This window comes from Microbacterium sp. Leaf436, from assembly GCF_001424715.1.
In the GTDB taxonomy this organism is placed as follows: Bacteria; Actinomycetota; Actinomycetes; order Actinomycetales; family Microbacteriaceae; genus Microbacterium.
On record NZ_LMRB01000004.1, the window covers coordinates 453,482 to 474,949 of the forward strand.

24 protein-coding genes are annotated in these 21,468 nt (G+C 70.3%); 12 read left to right on the forward strand and 12 right to left on the reverse strand.

What is annotated here, in order from left to right; all coding sequences use genetic code 11:
- Window positions 1–43: 43 nt before the first annotated feature.
- Together aspS and ASG45_RS14470 are read left to right on the forward strand one after the other, a co-directional pair.
- Complete coding sequence (aspS, locus tag ASG45_RS14465; RefSeq protein ID WP_055839110.1) at window positions 44–1,384, forward strand: aspartate--tRNA(Asn) ligase; 1,341 nt, start codon at window positions 44–46, stop codon at window positions 1,382–1,384.
- Between the two features lie 73 nt (window positions 1,385–1,457).
- Window positions 1,458–2,519: an ABC transporter ATP-binding protein gene (locus tag ASG45_RS14470; RefSeq protein ID WP_055839112.1), complete on the forward strand. Its 1,062-nt coding sequence runs from the start codon at window positions 1,458–1,460 to the stop codon at window positions 2,517–2,519.
- Between the two features lie 7 nt (window positions 2,520–2,526).
- Here the strand turns inward: ASG45_RS14470 and ASG45_RS14475 are convergent, their stop codons facing one another.
- From ASG45_RS14475 to ASG45_RS14495, 6 genes are all read right to left on the reverse strand, one after another.
- On the reverse strand, window positions 2,527–2,829 hold the full coding sequence (locus tag ASG45_RS14475; protein WP_055839115.1) for a Dabb family protein: 303 nt from the start codon (window positions 2,827–2,829) through the stop codon (window positions 2,527–2,529).
- A complete protein-coding gene (locus tag ASG45_RS14480) occupies window positions 2,826–3,104 on the reverse strand; it encodes a glutaredoxin family protein (RefSeq protein ID WP_055839118.1) in 279 nt (92 codons plus the stop codon). Before ASG45_RS14480 ends, ASG45_RS14475 begins: the two co-directional genes overlap by 4 nt.
- A 71-nt stretch (window positions 3,105–3,175) precedes the next feature.
- Window positions 3,176–3,469: a rhodanese-like domain-containing protein gene (locus ASG45_RS14485; protein ID WP_055839123.1), complete on the reverse strand. Its 294-nt coding sequence runs from the start codon at window positions 3,467–3,469 to the stop codon at window positions 3,176–3,178.
- A gap of 82 nt (window positions 3,470–3,551) precedes the next feature.
- A complete protein-coding gene (locus ASG45_RS16000; protein WP_003792170.1) occupies window positions 3,552–3,650 on the reverse strand; it encodes a 30S ribosomal protein bS22 in 99 nt (32 codons plus the stop codon).
- Between the two features lie 82 nt (window positions 3,651–3,732).
- Window positions 3,733–3,924: a helix-turn-helix domain-containing protein gene (locus tag ASG45_RS14490; RefSeq protein WP_055839125.1), complete on the reverse strand. Its 192-nt coding sequence runs from the start codon at window positions 3,922–3,924 to the stop codon at window positions 3,733–3,735.
- A gap of 139 nt (window positions 3,925–4,063) precedes the next feature.
- Window positions 4,064–4,459: an ArsR/SmtB family transcription factor gene (locus ASG45_RS14495; RefSeq protein WP_055839127.1), complete on the reverse strand. Its 396-nt coding sequence runs from the start codon at window positions 4,457–4,459 to the stop codon at window positions 4,064–4,066.
- 68 nt (window positions 4,460–4,527) lie between these two features.
- On the opposite strand from ASG45_RS14495, the gene ASG45_RS14500 reads away from it, so the two are divergent.
- Both ASG45_RS14500 and ASG45_RS14505 read left to right on the forward strand, forming a co-directional pair.
- Complete coding sequence (locus ASG45_RS14500) at window positions 4,528–5,970, forward strand: TrkH family potassium uptake protein (protein WP_156459471.1); 1,443 nt, start codon at window positions 4,528–4,530, stop codon at window positions 5,968–5,970.
- Window positions 5,963–6,634: a potassium channel family protein gene (locus tag ASG45_RS14505; RefSeq protein WP_055839130.1), complete on the forward strand. Its 672-nt coding sequence runs from the start codon at window positions 5,963–5,965 to the stop codon at window positions 6,632–6,634. Before ASG45_RS14500 ends, ASG45_RS14505 begins: the two co-directional genes overlap by 8 nt.
- A 66-nt stretch (window positions 6,635–6,700) precedes the next feature.
- Here ASG45_RS14505 and proC read toward each other — a convergent pair whose 3' ends face one another.
- Window positions 6,701–7,546: a pyrroline-5-carboxylate reductase gene (gene proC / locus ASG45_RS14510; RefSeq protein ID WP_055839133.1), complete on the reverse strand. Its 846-nt coding sequence runs from the start codon at window positions 7,544–7,546 to the stop codon at window positions 6,701–6,703.
- A gap of 123 nt (window positions 7,547–7,669) precedes the next feature.
- Between proC and ASG45_RS14515 the strand changes: the two genes are divergently transcribed.
- Entirely contained in the window at window positions 7,670–8,782 is a 1,113-nt protein-coding gene (locus ASG45_RS14515) for an alpha/beta hydrolase (protein WP_055839137.1), read from the forward strand.
- 81 nt (window positions 8,783–8,863) lie between these two features.
- Window positions 8,864–9,793, forward strand: coding sequence for an LLM class F420-dependent oxidoreductase (locus ASG45_RS14520; protein ID WP_055839140.1), 930 nt, complete (start codon window positions 8,864–8,866; stop codon window positions 9,791–9,793).
- A gap of 36 nt (window positions 9,794–9,829) precedes the next feature.
- On the opposite strand, the gene tadA is transcribed toward ASG45_RS14520, so the two are convergent.
- On the reverse strand, window positions 9,830–10,285 hold the full coding sequence (tadA, locus tag ASG45_RS14525; protein ID WP_055839587.1) for a tRNA adenosine(34) deaminase TadA: 456 nt from the start codon (window positions 10,283–10,285) through the stop codon (window positions 9,830–9,832).
- Window positions 10,286–10,371: 86 nt separating this feature from the next.
- Between tadA and upp the strand changes: the two genes are divergently transcribed.
- A complete protein-coding gene (gene upp / locus ASG45_RS14530; protein ID WP_055839143.1) occupies window positions 10,372–11,004 on the forward strand; it encodes a uracil phosphoribosyltransferase in 633 nt (210 codons plus the stop codon).
- Window positions 11,005–11,155: 151 nt separating this feature from the next.
- On the opposite strand, the gene ASG45_RS14535 is transcribed toward upp, so the two are convergent.
- Window positions 11,156–14,710, reverse strand: coding sequence for a TM0106 family RecB-like putative nuclease (locus ASG45_RS14535; protein WP_055839147.1), 3,555 nt, complete (start codon window positions 14,708–14,710; stop codon window positions 11,156–11,158).
- 110 nt (window positions 14,711–14,820) lie between these two features.
- Between ASG45_RS14535 and ASG45_RS14540 the strand changes: the two genes are divergently transcribed.
- Window positions 14,821–16,878: an NAD(+) synthase gene (locus tag ASG45_RS14540; RefSeq protein ID WP_055839149.1), complete on the forward strand. Its 2,058-nt coding sequence runs from the start codon at window positions 14,821–14,823 to the stop codon at window positions 16,876–16,878.
- A gap of 74 nt (window positions 16,879–16,952) precedes the next feature.
- On the opposite strand, the gene ASG45_RS14545 is transcribed toward ASG45_RS14540, so the two are convergent.
- Window positions 16,953–17,450, reverse strand: a complete 498-nt coding sequence (locus ASG45_RS14545; protein WP_055839151.1) for a DUF427 domain-containing protein — start codon at window positions 17,448–17,450, stop codon at window positions 16,953–16,955.
- Window positions 17,451–17,556: 106 nt separating this feature from the next.
- On the opposite strand from ASG45_RS14545, the gene ASG45_RS14550 reads away from it, so the two are divergent.
- The 4 genes from ASG45_RS14550 to ASG45_RS14560 all read left to right on the forward strand — a co-directional run bounded on the left by ASG45_RS14550 (window position 17,557) and on the right by ASG45_RS14560 (window position 19,656).
- Window positions 17,557–17,754 (forward strand): hypothetical protein, encoded by a 198-nt coding sequence (locus ASG45_RS14550; protein ID WP_055839154.1) that lies wholly within the window; start codon window positions 17,557–17,559, stop codon window positions 17,752–17,754.
- Complete coding sequence (locus ASG45_RS16305; RefSeq protein ID WP_156458827.1) at window positions 17,751–17,894, forward strand: hypothetical protein; 144 nt, start codon at window positions 17,751–17,753, stop codon at window positions 17,892–17,894. Before ASG45_RS14550 ends, ASG45_RS16305 begins: the two co-directional genes overlap by 4 nt.
- Window positions 17,895–18,032: 138 nt before the next feature.
- Window positions 18,033–18,977, forward strand: coding sequence for an aldo/keto reductase (locus ASG45_RS14555; protein ID WP_055839157.1), 945 nt, complete (start codon window positions 18,033–18,035; stop codon window positions 18,975–18,977).
- 121 nt (window positions 18,978–19,098) lie between these two features.
- Window positions 19,099–19,656 (forward strand): phosphorylase family protein, encoded by a 558-nt coding sequence (locus tag ASG45_RS14560; protein ID WP_055839160.1) that lies wholly within the window; start codon window positions 19,099–19,101, stop codon window positions 19,654–19,656.
- Here ASG45_RS14560 and ASG45_RS14565 read toward each other — a convergent pair.
- On the reverse strand, window positions 19,644–21,143 hold the full coding sequence (locus ASG45_RS14565; protein ID WP_235561635.1) for an MFS transporter: 1,500 nt from the start codon (window positions 21,141–21,143) through the stop codon (window positions 19,644–19,646). The genes ASG45_RS14560 and ASG45_RS14565 overlap by 13 nt on opposite strands.
- Before the next feature lie 137 nt (window positions 21,144–21,280).
- The gene (locus ASG45_RS14570; protein WP_055839166.1) at window positions 21,281–21,463 is read right to left on the reverse strand and encodes a hypothetical protein; all 183 of its coding nucleotides are present in this window, start codon (window positions 21,461–21,463) and stop codon (window positions 21,281–21,283) included.
- Window positions 21,464–21,468: the final 5 nt, after the last annotated feature.

Consider the following 21,468-nt stretch of genomic DNA (forward strand, 5'->3'; position numbering starts at 1 on the left):
CGCGCCCGGGTGCGCGCGCACGGCGCACGTAGACTGGTCGATCGTGAGCGAACGCGTCCTGGTCAACCAGCTGAAATCCCTTCCCGCCGGCCCCGTCGAGGTGTCGGGATGGGTCGAAACCGTCCGCGACCAGAAGAAGGTGCAGTTCGTCGTCCTCCGCGACGAGACCGGCGCGGTGCAGCTGGTGAACCCGGCGACGCGTCCCTCCGAAGAGGCGACGGATCAGGATGCCGCCGCCCTCGCCCTCACCGAGACGATCGGCGCCCTGTCGACCGGCACCTTCCTGACCGTGCGCGGCGAGCTCAAGCACGACGAGCGCGTCAAGCTCGGCGGCGTCGAGATCAAGGTCGGCGAGCTCGTCATCGCGGCGGCAGCCAACCCCGAGACCCCGATCGCGGCCGACAGCAGCCCCGACAAGCGCATGGACTGGCGCTTCATCGACCTGCGCCAGCGCCGCAACAACCTCATCTTCCGCGTGCAGACCACTCTCGAGCACGCGATGCGTACCTACTGGGTCGAGCGCGACTACATCGAGGTGCACTCCCCCAAGCTCATGGCGTCGCCCTCGGAGTCCAACGCCGAACTGTTCGAGGTGCCCTACTTCGAAGACAAGACGGCCTACCTCGCGCAGAGCCCCCAGTTCTTCAAGCAGATGGCCCAGGTCGCCGGCTTCGGCAAGATCTTCGAGATCGCCCCCGCGTTCCGCGCCGACCCCTCGTTCACGAGCCGTCACGCGACCGAGTTCACCTCGATCGACGCCGAGATCAGCTGGATCGACTCGCACGAAGACGTCGCCCGTATGCAGGAGGAACTGCTGCAGAGCGCTTTCCAGGCCGTCGCCGACAAGCACGGTGCCGAGATCCAGGAGCTCTTCGGCATCGAGGTGCAGGTTCCGACGCTCCCCTTCCCGCGCATCCCCCTCGCCGAGGCGCGTGAAATCGTCGCCGCGCGCGGGTACGACATCCCGCGCACCGATGGCGACCTCGACCCCGAGGGCGAGCGTCAGATCGCGGCGCACGTGGCCGAGACGTTCGGTCACCAGTTCGTCTTCATCACCGACTACCACCCCGAGATCCGCGCTTTCTACCACATGCGCGACGAAGAGACCGGGCTGACGAAGTCGTACGACCTGCTCTTCAACGGCGTCGAGATCACGACCGGCGCGCAGCGCGAGCACCGCGTCGACGTGCTGATCGAGCAGGCGAAAGAGAAGGGTCTCGACCCCGAGCACCTCGACTTCTACCTCGACTTCTTCCGCTTCGGCGCCCCGCCGCACGGTGGTTTCGGCATGGGCCTGGCGCGCGTCCTGATGCTCATGCTGGGCGAGTCGTCGATCCGCGAGGTGACGTACCTCTTCCGCGGCCCGACCCGCCTCGCTCCGTAAGGTTCGAGCGACCGACGCCCGGGGTTCACTCCCCGGGCGTCGTCGCGTTCATCGGCCGCCCTACCGTGGGGCCATGAACGCCCTCACCTCGGCCGCCCCGTCTCCGGCGGGACGATCGCGCACGGGGTGGGCGATCGCGCTCCGCGATGTCGGCCGCGCGCGCGCCGGAGTCCCGGTGCTCGAGAACATCGACCTCGAGATCGAGCCGGGCGGCATCGTCGCCGTCGTCGGGCCGTCGGGCTGCGGCGCGTCGACCCTGCTGCGCGTGATCACGGGAGCCGAGCGGCCGGATGCCGGCACCGTGACGATCGACGGGCGCACCGGGGCCGCCGCGCCCCGCGTCGTCGAGGTGCGCGACCGCACCCCGGTCGCCCGTTTCGGGCGGGTGCGCGCCGCGATCGTGGCCGCCGCCCGTCGCGCGGGCACCGCCGACCCCGACGCCGAAGCCGAACGCCTGGGCGCGCTCGTCGGGCTCGGCGCCGGTGACCGGCTGGTGCACCGCCTCTCGCACGGCGACCGGCAGCGGTGGGCCGTCGCCCGGGCTCTCGCGTCGCGGCCGCGGGCCCTCGTGCTCGATGACGCGCTGGCCGCGCTGCACACCTCGGCGCGCGCCGAGACCCGCGATCGCGTCGTGCGGGAACTGCGTGCGACCGGGGTCACCACCCTGTGGGTCACGCGCGACACCGCCGAGGCCGCCGCCGTCGCCGACCATCTCGTCGTGATGGACCAGGGCCGTATCGCCGCGCAGGGGCGACCCGACGAGGTCTTCGCGCGCGTCGGCGACCTCGCGGTGGCCGACCTGCTGGGTCCGGTCAGCGCGGTGCCGGGAATCGTGGAGGGAGCCGTCGTCGAGGTGTGGGGGCAGGAACTCCCTCTCGCCGCCGCGGCGAGCGACGGTCACTGCGAGGTCGTCGTACGCCCGGAACAGGTCGTGCTCGTGGGCGACGGCGCCCCGGGAGTCGACGCGGTGGTCGAGGAGACCATCTTCCTCGGCAGCGTGCGTCGCTCGACCGTTCTCACCGCCGACGGCGATCGCGTCGTCGTCGAGCACACGCCCGACCAGCGCCTCGACGATCGGGCGCACGTCCGGATCGCTCTCGCATCCGGGCCGATGAGCGTTCGCCCCATCGGCTGAACGGGCGTCAGAACGGGTAGTCGACCGACGACCGCTCGGCGACGACCGAGCGCACGAAGGCCGCGGCCTCTTGGTGGGCGGGGTGCACCTGGTAGCGCTCCAACGCCTCGACGTCGGCGAACTCGCTCACCAGGGCGACGTCCCAGTTGTTCTGCGGGTACGCGACGTTGCGACCGATCTCGAGATGCACGATCTCGTCGATCACGCCCCGAAGAGCCAGCAGGCGCTCCGCGATCTGCTCGGCGTGCAGAGCCCGGGTGTCGGCGTCGTCGGCCGCGAGCTTCCACAGGACGATGTGTCGGATGCTCACGCGGAGGCTCCTTCGGGCTCGGACGCCAGCAACGCGGCGCGGAGGCGGTCGGCCGACACGCGCCAGTGCGCGTGCAGCTCGCCGTCGATCAGGATGACGGGGATCTTCTCCCACCACTTCTCGTACAACGCCGTGTCATCGGCGATCGAGGCGTGCGCGATGTCGACACGGTCGGCGACGTCGGCGGGAAGATCGGCCACGACGGCCTCGACGATCTGCTCGGCCACATCGCAGAGATGGCAGCCGGGCTTTCCGATCAGCGTGAGGGTCGTCACGCCTTCATCCTAGGAGGGCCGTGGATCGCGGCGCTCGGGACGCGCGGGATGACGCGGGTCCGGGCACCGGATCAGGATGCGACGTCGTACCCCGCGGCGATCCAGTCGCCCGTGCCGCCCTCGACGTTCGTGGCGTCGTGACCGCGCGCGGAGAGCGCCTCGACCACACGCGCCGAGCGGCCGCCGGCCTGGCAGATCACGTCGAACGGCTCGGCGGGGAGCTCGTCGAGATGTTCGCCCAGGGTCGACATGGGAAGGTTCACGGCCCCGGGAACGTGCCCGGCGGCGAACTCGTGTTCCTCGCGCACGTCGATGAGCGGACGCTCGCGTCCCGCGTGCAGGTCGTGGATCGAGATGGACTGCATGCTTACCTCCGAGAGGGCGAACGGCGCGGGCGGATACACGAAGCGCCCGTCGCAGAGGACAGGCGCTCGGTGTCGTGCCGCGTTACTTCTTGTTGCGGCGCTGGTGACGAGTCTTGCGAAGCAGCTTGCGGTGCTTCTTCTTCGCCATGCGCTTACGGCGCTTCTTGATGACAGAACCCACGGAAAACCTCACTAAGTCGGGGTCTGGGTGCCGTGGTCGGCCCCCGGGAACAGCAGGCGATGAAAAAATGCCTCGGATCAGTCTAGCCGACGTCGGACACCGGCCGCTGCACGACCTCGGCGACGGCCGATTCGGGCACGCGGTAGCTGCGTCCGAAACGCACCGCGGGGAGTTCGCCGGCGTGCACGAGACGATAGACGGTCATCTTCGACACGCGCATGAGCTCGGCGACCTCGGCGACGGTCAGGAATCGCACGTCGGGCAGCTCGGCCATGGTTCACCCCTCGTTACGGGTGAACTCACCCTCTGATGCTGTGCACACTCTAGGGTCTGGCTGTGAAGGCTGTAAACCTCTGGGCGTGCTGTGACGAATGTGTTTCCCGGATGCCGCTCTTCCGCGGCATCCGTGCACCTCACCGTCCCGGAAGCTTGCGGAAGGCCGTCGAGAAGGAATGCTTGACCGACGCCGCGGCACGACCCACCACTTCGGCGGCGTGGACGGCGGACTCGGGAAGTGCGGGCTCGTTCTCTTCGTCGACCGAGAAGAACGGCACGAGCCAGTCGTCGACCTCGTCGAGAGGCGCGACCGCGAGGCTGTAATAGCGGTGCTGACCCTCTTCGCGCACCGACACCAGCTCGGCCTCGCGCAGCACCTTCAGGTGCTTGGAGACGGTCGGTTGACTCACCCCCAGAGACGCCACGATCTGCGACACGCTCGTTCCGCGTTCGCCACCGGTGGCCCGGTCCAGAAGGAGCTGAAGGATGTCGCGACGCGTTCCGTCAGCGATCACGTCGAAGATGTCCGCCATGGCATCAGATTAGCGGCGCCCCGGCCCGAGTACCATGATTCGGGTTCGGGCACCGAAGGGAGCGGCGCATGGCGGCGACGCCGAACGAGGTGCGATTGGCCGTGCGCGTGAGACGCATCGCGTTCACGGCATGGGATCGACTGCGCAATCTGACCACCGCATCACCCGCGCGTTTCGCGGTGCTGGTGTTCGTGACGCTCATCCTTCTCTTCACCGCGCTGTTCTCGCTGCCCGCGGCGTCGGCCGACGGGCGAGCGACGCCCCTGGCCGACGCGCTGTTCACAGCGGTGTCGACCATCTGCGTGACCGGTCTGTCGACGGTCAACATGTACACGCACTGGTCGCCGCTCGGGCACGTGATCACCTACGTCGGCGTGAACGTGGGTGCGCTCGGCGTGCTCACCCTCGCCTCGATCCTGGGCCTGGTCATCTCGAAGCGCCTGGGGCTCCGCGCGAAGCTCATCGCCGCCGGAGACAGCAACCCCCTGCGGGCGCACGGCGGACCGGTGAACGAGGGGCAGACCGTCCGTCTGGGCGAGGTCGGCCAGCTGCTGCGCACGGTCGCGCTGTCGACGCTGGTGATCGAGGCCGGGCTCACCGTGCTCATCTACCCCTCGCTCATCATCGGGGGCATCGACCCGATCGTCGCCTTGTGGGAGGCCCCGTACTACGCCGCCATGGCCTTCACCAACACCGGGTTCGTCCCCAACGCCGACGGGCTGACGCCCTTCGCCCAGGACTACTTCCTGCTGTCGGTGCTGATGATCGGCGTCTTCCTCGGCTCGATCGGCTTCCCGGTGATCTTCACCCTGTGGCGGCACCACTGGCGATTCCGTCTGTGGTCGCTCCACACGAAGCTCACCCTGATCACCACGGTCATCCTGTTCTTCTTCGGCGCGGGCGTCATTCTGCTGCTGGAATACGACAACCCCCTCACATTCGGAAGCATGGATGCGTGGGACACGACCTTCCAGGCGTTCTTCCTCTCCGCCATGACCAGGTCGGGCGGATTCTCGGTCATCGACATCGGCGATCTCAACGGCGCGACCCTCATCGTGGGCTCGATGCTGATGTTCGTGGGTGGCGGCTCGGCATCCACCGCCGGCGGCATCAAGGTGACGACCCTCGCCGTGCTCGCCCTCGCGGTCTTCTCCGAGGCCAAGGGGCGGCCGTCGGTACAGGCGTTCGGGCGCCGGATCCCCAGCGACGTGCAGCGCGTGGCCCTCTCGGTCGTCGCGTGGGGCGCCACGATCGTCGCGATCTCGACCGTGACGATCAGCCGCATCACCGACGCCCCCATCGAGCACGTCCTGTTCGACGTGATCTCGGGATTCGCGACGGTCGGCCTGTCGACCGGTCTCACGGCGGAGCTTCCCGACCCCGCCGTCTACGTCATGGCCGCCACGATGTTCATGGGCCGCATTGGTACAGTGACACTCGCCGCGGCCGTGGCTGCGTCGTCTCGATCGCAGTTGTACGCGCTGCCCGTCGAAAGGCCCATCGTTGGTTGAACGCATCCGCAGCGACGCGCCCGTGCTGGTCATCGGCCTCGGGCGCTTCGGCGCGGCGTGCGCCGGCGAACTCGACCGCCTCGACCGCGAGGTCCTGGCCGTCGACGGCAACCTCGAACTCGTGCAGAAGTGGTCGGAGCGTGTCACGCACGCCGTTCAGGCCGACGCGCGCAACATCGACGCCCTGCGCCAGATCGGCGCGCAGGACTTCCAGGTGGCCGTCGTCGCCGTCGGCTCGCTCATCGAGGCGTCGGTGCTCATCACCGCCAACCTCGTCGACCTGAAGGTCCCGCAGATCTGGGCCAAGGCCGTCTCGCAGTCGCACGGCAAGATCCTGGCCCGAGTCGGCGCCAACCACGTGATCTACCCCGAGGCCGAAGCCGGCGAGCGCGTCGCGCACCTCGTGAGCGGACGCATGCTCGACTTCATCCGCTTCGACGACGATTTCGTGCTCGCCAAGATGTACCCGCCGAAGCTCGTACGCGGCGTGGGCCTGAACGAGTCGGGTGTCCGCTCGAAGTACAACGTGACCGTGGTCGGGGTGAAGAGCCCCGGGCGGGCGTTCCGCTACGCCGAAGCCAACACCGTGGTCACGAACCACGACCTCATCATCGTGTCGGGGACGAACTCCGACATCGAACGCTTCGCGTCGCTCGACCGCTGAGCAGTGGCTCGGAGTCTCTCGCCCTGGAGCCTTCGCCCGTAACGGGCCCCGTGCTCGGCCGGCACGTCACCGCCCCTCGGCGAGCTCTTTCGCGCGCGCGAGTGCGGCCTCGGCGGCCTCGGTGAAGGTGTCGTCGAATCGGGCCTCCTGCAGCACCGCGACGGCCCGCTCGGTCGTGCCCTTGGGGCTGGTGACGCGGCGACGCAGCTCCGCCGGGTCGACGTCGGAGGCGGCCAGGAGCGTCGTGGCCCCGATGAAGGTCTGCTCGGCGAGCAGACGCGCCTGCGCGTCGTCGAAGCCCATGCGGACGGCCGATTTGGTGAACTCCTCGACCAGCAGGAAGACGTAGGCCGGGCCCGATCCCGAGATCGTCGAGAGCGCGTCGATCTGTTCCTCGGGCACCTCGAGCACCGCACCCACGGTCTCGAACAGAGCGCGGACGACGGCCACATCGTCGGCCGAAGCAGCCGGCCCCGCGGCCAGACCGGTCACCCCCTTGCCGACGAGCGACGGCGTGTTCGGCATGGAGCGCAGCGTTGCGACACCCTCGCCGAGGTGACGGGCGAAGGTGTCGAGGGTGACCCCCGCGGCCAGGCTGACCACGACCGCGCCGTCGCGCAGGTGCGGAGCGATCTCGTCGAGCAGGTCGGGCACCATCGCGGGTTTGACGCCGATCAACACCACCTCGGCGGATGCCGCGGCCTCGATGTTGCCGTTCGGGTTGACCTCGAGCGCGACACTCGTCACTCCCTCGAGATCGGCGAGCTCGGCGGCCTTCGCGATCGAGCGGTTGGTCGCGGTGACGCCGCCCGCGCTCAGGCCCGCGGCGACGAGGCCGTGCAGGATGGCCCCTCCCATCGAGCCGGCTCCGAGGATCGCGATCGGGGGCAGCGAGGTGATGGCATCCGTCATGCCTCCAGTCTACGAAGCGCCCCGACGCCGCGACAGGCAACCCTGAGTGCGACCGATAAGGGCGGGCGTTAGAGTCGGACGACGGTGTACCGGGGCACCCGCGATCGACACGGAGGACCTTCCATGACTCTCTTCGACGGCATCACCGCGCGCCTGCTCGAGACCGACCGGCTGGGTGTCAATGTGCTCGAGCGCTCCGGCGACGACCCTTCGACGCCCCCGGAGCACACGGTCGTGCTGGTGCACGGGAACGTCGCGTCGTCGCTGTTCTGGCAAGAGATCATGCAGGACCTCCCCAGCGATCTGCGCGTCGTCGCGGTCGACCTCCGCGGCTTCGGTCGCACCGAGCACACCCCCATCGACGCCACCCGCGGCGTGCGCGACTTCAGCGACGACCTGCACGCGACCCTCGAAGCCCTCGGCATCGCCTCCGCCCACCTCGTGGGATGGTCGCTCGGCGGAGGTGTCGTGCTGCAGTACGCCCTCGATCACCCGGTGCTCTCGCTGACCCTCCAGTCGCCGGTCTCGCCCTACGGGTTCGGCGGCACCCGACGCGACGGCTCGCGGCTCGACGACGAGGGTGCGGGCACCGGCGCCGGCGCCGCCAACCCCGACTTCGTCCAGCGACTCACCGACGGCGACACCAGCGCCGACGCCCCCACGTCGCCGCGCTCGGTCTTCCGCTCGACCTACGTCGCGCCCGGGTACACGAGCGAGCACGAGGACGTCTGGGTCGAGGCGATGCTCTCGACGTCGACGGCCGTGGGCAACTACCCGGGCGAGTCGGTCACGACCGCCACCTGGCCCGGCTTCGCCCCCGGACGCACGGGGGCGCTCAACACGCTGTCGCCCCTCTTCTTCGACGTCTCGGGCATCGTCGACCTGGCCGACAAGCCCCCGGTGCTGTGGATCTACGGAACGGCGGATGCCATCGTCTCCGACGCCTCGTTCTCGGACGTGAACCACCTGGGCGCCCTGGGCGTCGTTCCCGGGTGGCCCGGCGACGAGATCGCCCCCGCGCAGCCCATGGTGTCGCAGACGCGCGACGTGCTCTCCGCCTACGCCGCCCGTGGCGGAGAGGTCACCGAGGTGCCCGTCGAGGGAGCAGGCCACTCGGTTCATCTCGAGCGTCCCTCCGCGTTCCGCCGGGCCCTGCTCACGCACATCGGCTACGTCGGCCGTCCGGCCGATCCCGCCCCGCCCACCGAGGCGATCATCCTGCGCTCCGCCGACTGAGCGCGGCCTCGACGCGGCCCATCCCGCACTCTCCGTCCCGCACTCTCCGTCTCGCACCGCCCGACCATCCCGGAGGCTCCCGTGGAGTACTGCCTGTTCACCGAGCCCCAGCAGGGCTTCTCGTACGACGACCAGCTCGCCTTCGCGCAGTCGGCCGAGCGGCACGGCCTCGACGGGTTCTTCCGCTCCGACCACTACCTGCGGATGGGCGAGGGCGACCCGCTGCCCGGGCCGACCGACGCGTGGACCACGCTCGCCGGTCTCGCCCGCGAGACGTCGCGCATCCGCCTCGGGACCCTGGTGTCGTCGGTGACCTACCGCGTGCCCGCGATCCTGGCCATCCAGGTCGCGCAGATCGACGCGATGTCGGGCGGGCGTGTCGAGCTCGGCCTCGGAACCGGCTGGTTCGAGCGCGAACATGCCGCTTACGGAATCCCCTTCCCCGCCAAGCGCTTCGACCTGCTCGAAGAGCAGTTGCAGGTGGTGACGGGCCTGTGGCAGACCCCGGATGCCGAGACCTTCTCGTTCGACGGTGAGCACTACCGTCTCGACGCCGCCCCCGCCCTCCCCCGTCCCGTGCAGTCACCGGTGCCCGTGATCGTGGGCGGCGGCGGGCCGAAGCGCACGCCGGCGCTGGCCGCGCGGTACGCGACCGAGTTCAACATCGGCTTCGTCGCCGAGGAGCAGATCTCGGCTGCCTTCGCGCGCGTGCGCGCCGCGTGCGAGACCGCCGAGCGCGACCCGGCGACGCTGAAGCTCTCGGTCGCTCTGCCGACCATCGTGGGCACGGACGACGCCGAGATCGAGCGACGGGTCGCCGCGATCGGGCAGACCCGTGCGCAGTTCGACAACGGCGCCAACCTCATCGGCACTCCGGCGCAGATCGCCGACAAGGTCGAGCGCCTGCGGGCGCTGGGCGCCGAGCGGGTGTACTTCCAGCTGTTGGATCTGCGCGACGTCGCACACGCCGATCTCGTCGGCGCCGAGCTGCTCCCCCTGCTGCCCCGCTGACGCACGCTGGCCGCGGGGCGGAGGGCGGGTGCCCGATCACGCGTCGTAATCGTGCGGGTGTTCGCGCCGAACCTCGAAGAACGCCGTCAACTGCGCGGCGGCTTCGTCCTCGTCCACCCCGCCGACGACCTCGACGCGGTGCGGCAGGCGCCGATCGCGCAGAAGGTCGTACATCGAACCCGCGGCGCCGGCTTTGGCATCCCACGCCCCGAACACCACCCGCGGCACGCGCGCCTGCAGGATCGCACCGGCGCACATGACGCACGGCTCGAGGGTCACCACGAGCGTGCAGTCGGCGAGATGCCACGAGCCGAGGGTCTCGGCCGCGGCACGCAACGCCAGCACCTCGGCGTGCGCCGTGGGGTCCGCCGTGACCTCGCGCAGATTGCGGCCCTCGCCGAGGATCCGCCCCTCGGCGTCGACGACGACGGCGCCGACGGGCACATCACCGTCGACGGCGGCCTCGGCGGCCAGCGCGAACGCGCGACGCATCGCGGAGCGGTCGGCGGCGGTGGGGGTCACGGGGGCTCCGAAAAAACGGACGAGGGAGATCAGGGGAAGCGGCTAGCCTTGAGCCTATGCGTGTCCACGTCGCCGACCACCCGCTCATCACCCACAAGCTCACGGTGCTGCGTGACGTGCAGACATCCTCGCCGGTGTTCCGCCAGCTCACCGAGGAGCTGGTGACCCTTCTGGCCTACGAGGCGACCCGCAACGTGCGTGTCGAGCCGATCGAGATCCAGACCCCGGTGACCCTCACCCAGGGCGTCAAGATCAGCGAGCCCCGCCCCATCGTCGTGCCGATCCTGCGCGCCGGTCTGGGCATGCTCGAGGGCATGGTGAAGCTTCTGCCCACCGCCGAGGTCGGCTTCCTCGGCATGGTGCGCGACGAAGAGACCTTCGAGCCCACGACGTACGCCGAACGCCTGCCCGACGACCTGAGCGACCGCCAGTGCTTCGTGCTCGACCCCATGCTCGCCACCGGCGGCTCGCTGGGTGCGGCCATCAACTTCCTCTTCGCCCGCGGCGCGCAGGACGTCACCGCGATCTGCCTGCTCGGCGCCCCCGAGGGCGTCGCCGCCATCGAGAAGCAGGTCGAGGGACACGACGTCACCCTCGTGCTCGGCGCCGTCGATGAGCGACTCAACGAGAAGGGCTACATCGTGCCCGGTCTCGGTGACGCCGGCGACCGGTTGTACGGCACGGCCTGACGCGTTCGTTCGGCCCGATTCGGTGCGGCGAGCGGCGGGGCGTGAGAACCGAACCCCGGCCGCACGATCCCGCCCCGCACCCGGTTTCCGGCGTGCGGCGAGCGGGCCGGGCTCGGCGCCATGGTCGACGGCGATCGGGCAGCCCGGCCCCTCACTCGACTCCGTCGACCAACCGCGCGAAGGCGCTGAGGCGTGCCACCCCCTCGGGAGTACGCGGAAGGTCGTCTAGCAGCGCGGGTGAATACACGACGTACGCCGCCTGCATCGCACGCGAGATCGCGACGTTGATGCGGTTGCGCAGCAGGAGGAACTCCAAGCCCCGCGGTGCCTCGCGCCCCGAGGACGCCGCGAGGGTGAGGATGGCGACCGCCGCCTCTTTGCCCTGGAAGCGGTCGACGGTGCCCACGGGGACGTCCGAGAAGCCCGCCGCGGCCAGGGCCTCTTCGACGGCCACCTGCTGAGCGTTGTAGGGCGTGATCACGATGATGTCGTCGGCGCGCAGGGGCCGCGGCTCGTGCACGACGGCCGAATCACCGGCCCCTCCTTCGGCCCCCGTCCACTCGCGGCCGACGAGGTCGGACACGAGGCGTGTGACCTCGGCCGCTTCTTCGGCCGACCAGGTCGAGTTGCCCTGGTGGCGCACGGGAACGATGTGCACCCCGGGTTCGACGCCGTCGAGTCGGCGCAGGGCCGTCGACGGGTGGGCGGCGAGGCGGCCCTCGTACGACAGCCGCGACACGGGACCCGCGACCGCGGGGTGCAGACGCCGGGTGCGCGCGAGGAAGTAGCCGAGCTCGGCGGGCACCACCTCGGCGCCGTCGATGATCCACCCCAGCGCCGACGTGTCGACGGGTTCGGGGTGCGTGCCCTGGCTCACCTGCGGCAACTGCTGCGGGTCTCCGAGCAGCAGCAGTCGCTGCGCGGCCAGCGAGACGGCGATCGTCGAGGCCAGCGAGAATTGTCCGGCTTCGTCGATGACGAGCAGGTCGAGGCTGCCGCGGGGGATGCGCGTCTCGTGGCTGAAGTCCCACGCGGTGCCGCCCACGACGAAACCCTGCGCCGCGTTCTCGGCGGTGAAGGCGGCGACGCCGTTCTTCGGGAGCACCGTGAAGGCATGCGGGGCGCTCGGGTCTTTCGGCGCCTTGCCGACCCGGGATGCCGGGACCCCGGCCGCGATGACCTGATCGAGCATGTGCTCGATCGTCGCGTGCGATTGCGCGACGACGCCGATGCGATACCCCCGCTCGGCGACCAGGCGGGCGATGACGTGCGACCCGACGTAGGTCTTGCCGGTGCCGGGCGGGCCCTGCACGGCGAGATAGCTGTGGTCGAGATCGGCCACGCTGCGGGCGATGGCGGTGACCTCGTCGTCGCCCGGGGCGCCGTCGACGGCGGTGACAGGTGCCAAGGCGCCGGAACGGGTGCGCGGCGGCACTCGACGCAGGACATCGGCAGCGGCGCCGTCGGGCATCGCCGGGGCGACCGTCAGCACCGCGTCGGCCCACGCGTCGATCGCCTTCTGCTGGTTGCCCGCGCGCGGCGGGGCCGGCGGGGTCAGGGCGAGCGGCAGGTCGTCCCAGGTGACGCCGTCGGCGGCGATCTCTTCGACGATCGCGCCGTCATCGAGCACCTCGCGCACCGTCACCCGGCGGGCACCGTGGATCCAACGCGGGCGGGTGTCGAGCGGGAACGGCGCCGGCAGGTCGTAGACGGCGAAGGGCTCGGCATCCGGGCTCAGGCGCGTTCCGGGGGCGAGTTCTCCGCGCAGCTCCACCAGGCGGCGCTCGGAGCCCCGCCCCGACTCGGCGATGTGCCAGTCCGTGACGACCCGCGAGCGGGCGGCGTCGACGACCACGACGTCGCGCGTCTCTTCCCAGACCGAGATCGGCTCGCGCAACCGCAGGAAGTGCGTCGCCCAGTAGCTCTTCTCTTCGCGGGGGTAGTAGTCGATCGCGGCGGCGGCGAGGCGCAGCGCCGTCGCATCGCGTGAATCGGCGCCGGACTCGACGGCGGCGGCCCACCGCTGCAGGGCGGTCGCCCGGGGCGAAGGCTCGTAGGCCTGCTCGTCGGGATCGGCGCCGTGGGCCGGCACCGCACCGGCCTCGCGCGCCCGGTCGACGAGCCAGTCGCGCAGGCGGCGGGTCGACACGCAGTCGTAGCGGTTGTAGTCGGCGAGGTCGTCGAGCACGCGCTGCGCACCCACCGCGTCGCCGTCGGCCGCGAGCGCCCGGGCCTCGACGTACTTCACGATCGAGTCGTCGCCGCGCTGCACATCGCTCGTGCGCACCTCGTCGCCCATGTAGAGAGGTTCGAGCTTCTTGATCGAGTACGAGCGGGATCCCACGCGCAGGGCGCGACGGACCACGGGATAGAGGTCGACGAAGATCCCGTCGCGCAGCAGTCGATCGACGTCGGCTTCGCGCACCCCGTAGGTGGCCGCCATCGTGAGCAGATGGGTGGGCTCGTAGGGGGCGTAGTGGTAGATGTGCATTCCGGGGTACTGCTGACGACGCAGCGCCACCATGTCGAGGAAGCGCTCGAGCGCGACGCGCTCTTCGTCGAATGTGTGGGCCCAGAGCGACCCGTAGGTCTCGCGCGTGTCGACCCAACCGAACAGGTAGTCGATGCCCCAGTGCGCGCCGACGCCCTCGGTGTAGAGCGGATCGCCCTCGAAGTCGAAGAACAGGTCACCGTGGTCGGGGCGCGGCAGCACTCCCAGCGACTTGGGTGCGACGACCTCGTAGGTGGGCACGGCGTGCGCCGGCGTCGCCTCGGTGGGGACGCCCGCCGGGCTGTCGAGCTGCAGTCGCGCCTGGGTGCGAAGCGAGACGAAGGTGTCGGATCCCATGGCGGCCGGGGGCTCGGTCGCGCTGGCGAGCGCGTCGATGGTGGGGATGCCGCCCGCGCGCAGCCGATCGCGCTGCACCGGACGCATGCCGGCGACCAGCAGCAGATCACGGTGCGCGACGACCTCGAGCTCGCAGGTGGCGCAGCGGCCGCAGGCCACGACGCCCAGGTCACCTCGTGCGTCGCCCCATTCGATGACCGGGCCGGCGACACCGAGCCCGACACGGCGGTCGGCGATGAGAGCGCGCAGACGCGTTCGCCGCAGCCCGAAGACCGGCAGCAGGTCGTCGACACGGTGCGTGCTCGTCGAGCCGTCGCCCAGCAGCAGCTCCACGCGGTCGGAGCGCGCGACGCCCAGGCGATCGAGCTGGTCGACGTAGGCGGCGAGCTGCATGAGGGCGGTGACGCGGGCGCGGCGGGCGAGCTTCGTGTCTTGCACGACCCAGGGCCGCGTGCCGTCGGGGCGGGGGTGGGTCTCGCGCACGAGGAAGTCGGCGAAGCCGACGAACTCGTCGGTGGCGAAGGCGGCCTGGTAGACGACCTCGGCGGTGGGGTCGGCGAGGGCCGCGTCGGTGAGGCGCACGGCCTCGGCGAGCGCGACCGCGTCGGAGGAACGGGCGGCGGGGATCTCGCGGACCGCGCCGCCGAGACGGGCCCGGTAGTCGTCGAGCACCCGCAGTTCGTGCGCGGTGCCCAGCTGTGCGGCGCGTTCGAGCGTGGCGTCTGCGGGGTCGTCGACGGGGGCGATGCGGCCGATCTTGGCGTCGATGGCGCGCAGCCACGCGAATTCGCACTCGGCCGCCGCCTTGAGATCGCTGGCGCTCCAGACGATCCGCCCGTCTTGTTCGATGTACCGCATGGGAACCCACGCTAACGGGGACCACCGACATCACGATCCGTGCCTCCACAGGCCGGACCGGGCCGCGAAGGGACTGCCACCGTGTCGGAGGCACCTGACAGACTGGACGGGTGATCACCGACCTGCCGTTCGAGAGCGTCTACCGGCACGGCTTCGCTCGGGTCGCCGCGTGCACGATCCCCGTCGCCCTGGCCGACCCAGCGACGAACGCCGACGCCGTGCTCGACTCCGCCCGCGCGTGCGACGCCGAGGGCGTGGCCGTCGCGGTGTTCCCCGAGCTGTGCCTCACGGGCTACTCGATCGACGACCTCGTCATGCAGGACCCCCTGCTCGACGCGGTCGCGGCGGCGCTCGGGCGTCTCGTCGTGGCATCCGCAGACCTGCTCCCGGTGCTGATGGTAGGCGCTCCCCTGCGGCACGGCAATCGGCTGTTCAACTGCGCCGTGGTCATCCACCGCGGCCGGCTGCTCGGCGTCGTCCCCAAGGCCTACCTGCCCACCTATCGCGAGTTCTACGAGCAGCGCTGGTACGCCCGCGGCGACGACCAGGCGGGCCAGCACATCACCGTCGCCGGCGCCACCGTGCCGTTCGGCCCCGATCTGCTGTTCGACGCCGTCGACGTGCCGGGGCTGACGCTGCACGCCGAGGTGTGCGAAGACGTCTGGGTTCCGATCCCGCCGTCGTCGGGTGCGGCTCTGGCCGGAGCCACGGTGCTCGCGAACCTCTCGGGCAGTCCCATCACGATCGGCCGTGCCGACGACCGCACCCTGCTGTCGCAGTCGCAGTCGCTGCGGTGCCTCGCGGCGTACGTCTACGCCGCCGCGGGCCAGGGCGAGTCGACCAACGACGTCTCGTGGGACGGCCAGACGATGATCTACGAGGGCGGACAGCTGCTCGCGACGACCGAGCGCTTCCCCGATGGTCCACGCCGGAGCGTCGCCGACGTCGATCTCGATCGACTGCGTCAGGACCGCCTGCGTCAGGGCACCTTCGACGACAACCGTCGCACGGTCGGCCCGCAGTTCCGCACCGTGTCGTTCGAGCTCGCGCCGCCCGCGACCGACATCGGCCTGCGCCGCACCCTCGACCGCTTCCCGTTCGTGCCCGACGACCCCGCTCGTCTCGCTCAGGACTGCTATGAGGCCTTCAACATCCAGGTGTCGGGGCTGGTGCAGCGTCTGCGGGCGATCGGGGATCCCAAGCCCGTGCTCGGTGTGAGCGGTGGCCTCGACTCCACCCACGCCCTGCTCGTCATCGCTCAGGCGATGGATCGCATGGGGCGTCCCCGCAGCGACATCCTCACGTACACGCTCCCGGGCTTCGCGACGAGCGAGAAGACCAAGCGCAATGCCATCGCCCTCGCCGAAGCCGTCGGCGCCTCGATCGAAGAGATCGACATCCGACCCGCGGCATCCGAGATGCTCGCCCGCATGGGGCATCCCTTCGCCTCGGGTCAGCCGGTGCACGACGTCACCTTCGAGAACGTGCAGGCGGGGCTCCGCACCGACTACCTCTTCCGTCTGGCCAATCAGAACGGCGGCATCGTCGTGGGCACGGGCGACCTGTCCGAGATCGCCCTCGGCTGGTCGACCTACGGCGTGGGCGACCAGATGAGCCACTACTCGGTCAATCCCGGCATACCGAAGACCCTCATCCAGCACGTCATCCGCTGGGTGATCTCGGCCGGCGAGCTGAGCGCGGACACCGTCGAGGTGTTGCAGGCCGTGCTCGACACCGAGATCAGCCCCGAGCTCGTCCCGGCCGGTCAGGACGGGCGCATGCAGTCCACCGAAGACCGCATCGGTCCGTACAACCTCCACGACTTCACGCTGTACCACGTGCTGCGATTCGGGTTCCGTCCGTCGAAGGTCGCGTTCCTCGCCGCGCACGCCTGGAACGATCCGGATGCCGGGACCTGGCCCGCGGGTTATCCCGAGGGCGAGCGGCCGGCGTACGACCTGGTGACGGTCGCGCGGTGGCTCGAGGTGTTCCTGCAACGGTTCTTCGGATTCGCGCAGTTCAAGCGCACGGCCATCCCGAACGGCCCCAAGGTCTCTCCCGCCGGTTCACTGTCACCGCGCGGCGATTGGAGGGCGCCGTCCGACGGCAACGCGCGGGCCTGGCTCGCCGACCTGCACACCGCCGTTCCGCAGGCGTTCGACAGTTGACGCGGTCTCTCCGCTCAACGAAGCCGGTCACTCCGTCATCGGTATAGCGGAACGCGGGCGAGGGCGACCCCGGGTCACCAGCCCATCGACCCCGGAACACCCTTGAACGGGCCCGCGAGGTCCTTCGTCACCCACCCGCCGTAGAAGCCTCCGGGTTGCGGCTGCACCGTCTCTCCGCCCAGCACCACGCGGTCCAGCGGGCCGGCGTAGACGGCCACGCGGTCAGCCAGCATCTCGTACCCCGGCATGGGGTTCGGATAGTTCCACGCCGCGCGCGCGGCCACCGCTCCCCCACCGCCGTGCACGTCGAAGTAGCGCGCTCCGCCCTTGTACTCGCAGAACGACGCGCCCTCGCCCAGCGTCAATGCCTCACCGAACGCGGCGATCGGCAGATAGTAGACGGGCGGGTGGCTCGTCTCGAGCACGCGGACGACGTCATCGGTGTCGACGATGCGCACCCCGCCGAAGTCGATCTGCACGCGCTTTCGCACGGTCTCGACGCGAGGCGGGCGGGGGTAGTCCCACACGGACTCCTGGCCGGGGCGGACGGGATCGGGAACGGGGCGCGCCATATCGCTACGCTACGCCTCGGGGCGGGATGCGGATCGAGATCTGATCGTGCGTTCGCCGTCACGGGAGACATCCGGCTTTTCGATAGCCTGGGAGCAGGGGGTCGACGTGAGCGAACAGAAAGTCACAGACGGCGGGGGCAGGTTCCGCGTCTACCAGGTGAGCGGCATCGTGCTCGCCGTCCTCTTCCTCGCGCTCGGCGTCGCCGCGTTCCTCGCCGGCGGCGGCCCCATCATCGCCGCCATCGCCGTCATCGGAGGTCTCACCGTGCTTGTCGTATCGATCGTGACGATGGTGCGCTCGTGAGCGTCCCCGACGGCTCCGACCGCCCCGACGGCAAGAAGAAGTACCCGACCGGCACGGTCGTCATCTGGATCGCCGGTGCGGGTATCGGCCTCTGGCTGCTCATCAGCGGCCTCATCGGCATCCTGTCGGGCGGTTCGTGAGTCGGCGGGGCTGAGCCCGCTCCGCTGAGCCCCGGGCCGGCCGCCCCTGCCGCGCGGCGGGTCACGGCGCGTCGAGGGAATGCCCGCTGCCGAGCATCGTTGTCCCTGAGGTCAACGAACCTCGACAGGAAGGGCATCATGACGCGCCTTGGACGCAGCGACCTCGACATCCTCCCCCTCTCGCTCGGCGGGAACGTCTTCGGTTGGACCGCCGACCACGACACCTCGTTCGCCGTACTGGACGCCTTCCATGCCGGGGGCGGGAACTTCATCGACACGGCCGACGGCTACAGCGCGTGGGTACCGGGCAACTCCGGCGGAGAGAGCGAGACGTTGATCGGCGAGTGGCTCGCGTCACGCAAGCCGTCGAACGTCGTCGTCGCGACGAAGGTGAGCACCCACCCCGACTTCCGCGGCCTGTCGGCGGCGAACGTGCGCGCGGCGGCCGAAGCCTCGCTGCAGCGCCTGGGTGTCGACACCATCGATCTGTACTACGCCCACTTCGACGACGCCGAGACCCCGCTCGAAGAGACCGTGGCCGCCTTCGGCGACCTCGTGTCCGACGGTCTCGTGCGCCACGTGGCCGTGTCGAACTACACCGCCGAGCGCATCCGCGAATGGGTCTCGCTGGCCGAGGCCTCGGGCGTCGCCCTGCCCGTCGCCATCCAGCCGCACTACAATCTCGTGCACCGCACCGACGTCGAGCGCGACATCGTGCCCGTCGCCGAGCGGTACGGCATGTCACTCGTGCCGTATTTCGCCCTGGCCAGTGGCTTCCTGACCGGCAAGTACCGGACGGCGGATGCCACGGGCGACTCGCCCCGTGCCGAGGGCGCCGCGAAACTCGCCACCCCCGCCGGCCTCGCGCTGATCGACGCGCTCGAGGAAGTCGGACACGCCCACGGCGCTTCCATCGCGACGACCGCGCTGGCGTGGCTGCGCGCGCAGCCCGCGGTGGCCGCCCCGATCGCCAGCGCGTCGAAGGTCGAGCAGGTCGCCGATCTGCTCGCGAGCGCGCGCCTCGAGCTCAGCGCCGACGAGCTCGCCCACCTGTCGCGGGCGTCGGACGCCGCGCAGGACTGACGTCGATCGCAGTGAGGCCCCGGCACACACCGTGTCGGGGCCTCGCCGCGTCTTCGGGCCCCGGCGGTCGGGCGACGCCCGAGCGCGTCATCCTCGTGACGTCATCGACGACAATGGAGGGGTGAAGCTCCTCGTCGCCGCCCATGTGTCCGAACTCGTCGCCTTCGAGGAGGACATCCCCGGCTTCACCCGTCTGCTGACGGGCGTGGGGAAGATCCCCGCGGCCTACGCCCTCACACGCGCCCTTTGCGAGGGCGACTACGACGAGATCGTCGTCGTCGGCACGGCGGGGGCGATCGACGACGACGTCGAGGGAGGCATCTACGAGATCGCCGGAGCCATCCAGCACGACGTGAAGGGACTCGACGGCACGTTCGGCGAGCACGTGTCACTGCCGACGCGGGTGGACACCGGCGCCGACGGGCTCGTCATCGCCACCGGCGACCACTTCGTCGACGACGCCGAGGCGGTTCGGCTCATCCGGAGCCTCGGAGCGCGGCTGGTCGACATGGAGTCGTACGCCCTCATCTGGGTCGCGCAGCAGTTCGACGTGCCGATCCGCATCCTGCGGGCCGTCTCGGACCGCGCGCAAGACGGCGCGACCGAACTGTGGGACGTCGTCGTCGAGCGCTGCAGCCACGAGCTGCGCGCGAAGATCGGCGAGCTCTACGGGGTCTGAGACCCCGAGCGAGCCCGACCCGCCAGGTCGCCGACGCCCACGATCAGCGCGATACCCAGGAAGACGCCCACGGTGATCATGCCGGACGCGTAGGCGTCGTGGTAGACCACCGTCATGTCGGCGGTGTCCTGCTCGCGATAGACCGTCGCGTAGAAAAGTGCGAGCGCGATGGCCGTGCCCACGGCGGTGCCGATGCGTTGTCCCAACTGACCCACCGAGCCCGCGACACCCCCGCTGGTGACGGGAATGTCGGCGAGCGTGAGGGTCTGATTGGGCGAGATCACCAGACCGCCGGCGAACCCGCCGACGACCATCACCCCGGCCATCGCCCACGGCGTCCACTCGGGTGCGGTGAACAACGCGACCAGCACGAGACCGGCGGCCGTGGCGACCATGCCCAGGATGCCCCACACCACCAGCGGGCGCCCCAGACGCGTGACCAGATTGCCGCCGATCCACGAGCTCCACGCCGATGCGACCGCGAACCCGATCGTCACCATGCCCGCGAACACGGGTTCGAGTCCCAGCCCGCCCTGCAGGAAAAGGGTGCCGAGCAGGAACATCGCGGGGATCGCAGCGAAGTACGCGGTCGAGATCAGCACACCGTTCCGATACGACGACAGACCGAAGATCGAGAACGGCATGAGCGGCATCCCGCCCCGATCCGCGTACCGGCGCTCCCAGAACACGAAGCCGGCGGCGAAGACGACCGACACCACGAGCAGCCACCAGCGGCGGGGATCGTCGCCGGGCGCACCCGTGGTGAAGAGGAACGGCCACATGAGGGCCAGGATCGTGAGAGCGAAGAGCAGCACGCCGACGGGGTCGAGGTCGAGCTTGCGACGCGACTTGGTGCGGGTGTCGGGCAGCAGCCACGCGGCCAGGGCGATGACGATCGCGACCAGCGGGATGTTGATCCAGAAGATCAGACGCCAGCCGTCGGTCTCGCCTCCCAGGGCGATGAGCAGACCACCGAGCGTGGGACCGAACGCGGTGGCGATGCCGATCGTGGCACCGAACAGCCCGAAGGCGCGACCGCGTTCTTTGCCCTGGAACAGCTGCTGCACCAGCCCGAGGACCTGCGGCATCTGGATGCCGGCGGCCACACCCTGCAGAAGACGCGCGACCAGCAGCACTCCGGTGTTGGGTGCGAGGGCGCACGCCAGGCTCGTGACGAGGAACAGCGACAGACCGACGAGGAACAGCACGCGCCGGGAGCGCAGGTCTCCGAGACGACCGGCGGGCACCAGCACGAGACCGAAGGTGAGGATGTAGCCCGACACCACGAGCTGCAACTCGGTCGGCCCGGCGTTCAACGCCGCCTCGATCGAGGGCAGGGCGACGTTCACCTTGGTGAGGTCGAGGATCGTGAGCGCGGCGACCGCCACGGCGACCCAATAGGCACGCCAGCGATGCTTCGACGACAGGACGATATCGCGCGTGGGGGGATGGGCGGAGCCCGAGGGGGCAGGCGGCTGATCAGACATCGCGTGCCACGCTACTCCGGGGGTCGGACACGACGGTCGGGCTTGCGTGGACCGTCCCGCCGGCACCGTGATCGCGGACGATCTCGCTCGGCGGGCCGCCGGCGCCCGAGGACCGGGGCTCCGAGCGTTCCGCGCGCTCAGTCGATGTCGCGACGAGCGAAGACCGCGCGCAGGATGAAGAACACGATCACCGCGACGATCGCCACGGCGACCACCCGGAACGCGAACGCGAGGATCGACAGGAGGATGTTCACGACGACCCAGGCGATGACCACGGCGACGATGACGCCGAGGATGGTCCAGAGGGTGCTCTTGCGCATGCGAC

Coding starts and splice junctions, on each gene's coding strand:
- tadA (WP_055839587.1), bottom strand. CDS start 10,285: ATGCGTCGCGCGTTCGCGCTGGCCGCCGAGGCCGCCGTCGACGGTGAT.
- ASG45_RS14555 (WP_055839157.1), top strand. CDS start 18,033: ATGACGCGCCTTGGACGCAGCGACCTCGACATCCTCCCCCTCTCGCTC.
- ASG45_RS14500 (WP_156459471.1), top strand. CDS start 4,528: ATGGCGGCGACGCCGAACGAGGTGCGATTGGCCGTGCGCGTGAGACGC.
- ASG45_RS14545 (WP_055839151.1), bottom strand. CDS start 17,450: ATGGCGCGCCCCGTTCCCGATCCCGTCCGCCCCGGCCAGGAGTCCGTG.
- upp (WP_055839143.1), top strand. CDS start 10,372: ATGCGTGTCCACGTCGCCGACCACCCGCTCATCACCCACAAGCTCACG.
- ASG45_RS14565 (WP_235561635.1), bottom strand. CDS start 21,143: ATGTCTGATCAGCCGCCTGCCCCCTCGGGCTCCGCCCATCCCCCCACG.
- ASG45_RS14535 (WP_055839147.1), bottom strand. CDS start 14,710: ATGCGGTACATCGAACAAGACGGGCGGATCGTCTGGAGCGCCAGCGAT.
- ASG45_RS14470 (WP_055839112.1), top strand. CDS start 1,458: ATGAACGCCCTCACCTCGGCCGCCCCGTCTCCGGCGGGACGATCGCGC.
- ASG45_RS14570 (WP_055839166.1), bottom strand. CDS start 21,463: ATGCGCAAGAGCACCCTCTGGACCATCCTCGGCGTCATCGTCGCCGTG.
- ASG45_RS14490 (WP_055839125.1), bottom strand. CDS start 3,924: ATGGCCGAGCTGCCCGACGTGCGATTCCTGACCGTCGCCGAGGTCGCC.
- proC (WP_055839133.1), bottom strand. CDS start 7,546: ATGACGGATGCCATCACCTCGCTGCCCCCGATCGCGATCCTCGGAGCC.
- ASG45_RS14495 (WP_055839127.1), bottom strand. CDS start 4,459: ATGGCGGACATCTTCGACGTGATCGCTGACGGAACGCGTCGCGACATC.
- ASG45_RS14515 (WP_055839137.1), top strand. CDS start 7,670: ATGACTCTCTTCGACGGCATCACCGCGCGCCTGCTCGAGACCGACCGG.
- ASG45_RS14485 (WP_055839123.1), bottom strand. CDS start 3,469: ATGCAGTCCATCTCGATCCACGACCTGCACGCGGGACGCGAGCGTCCG.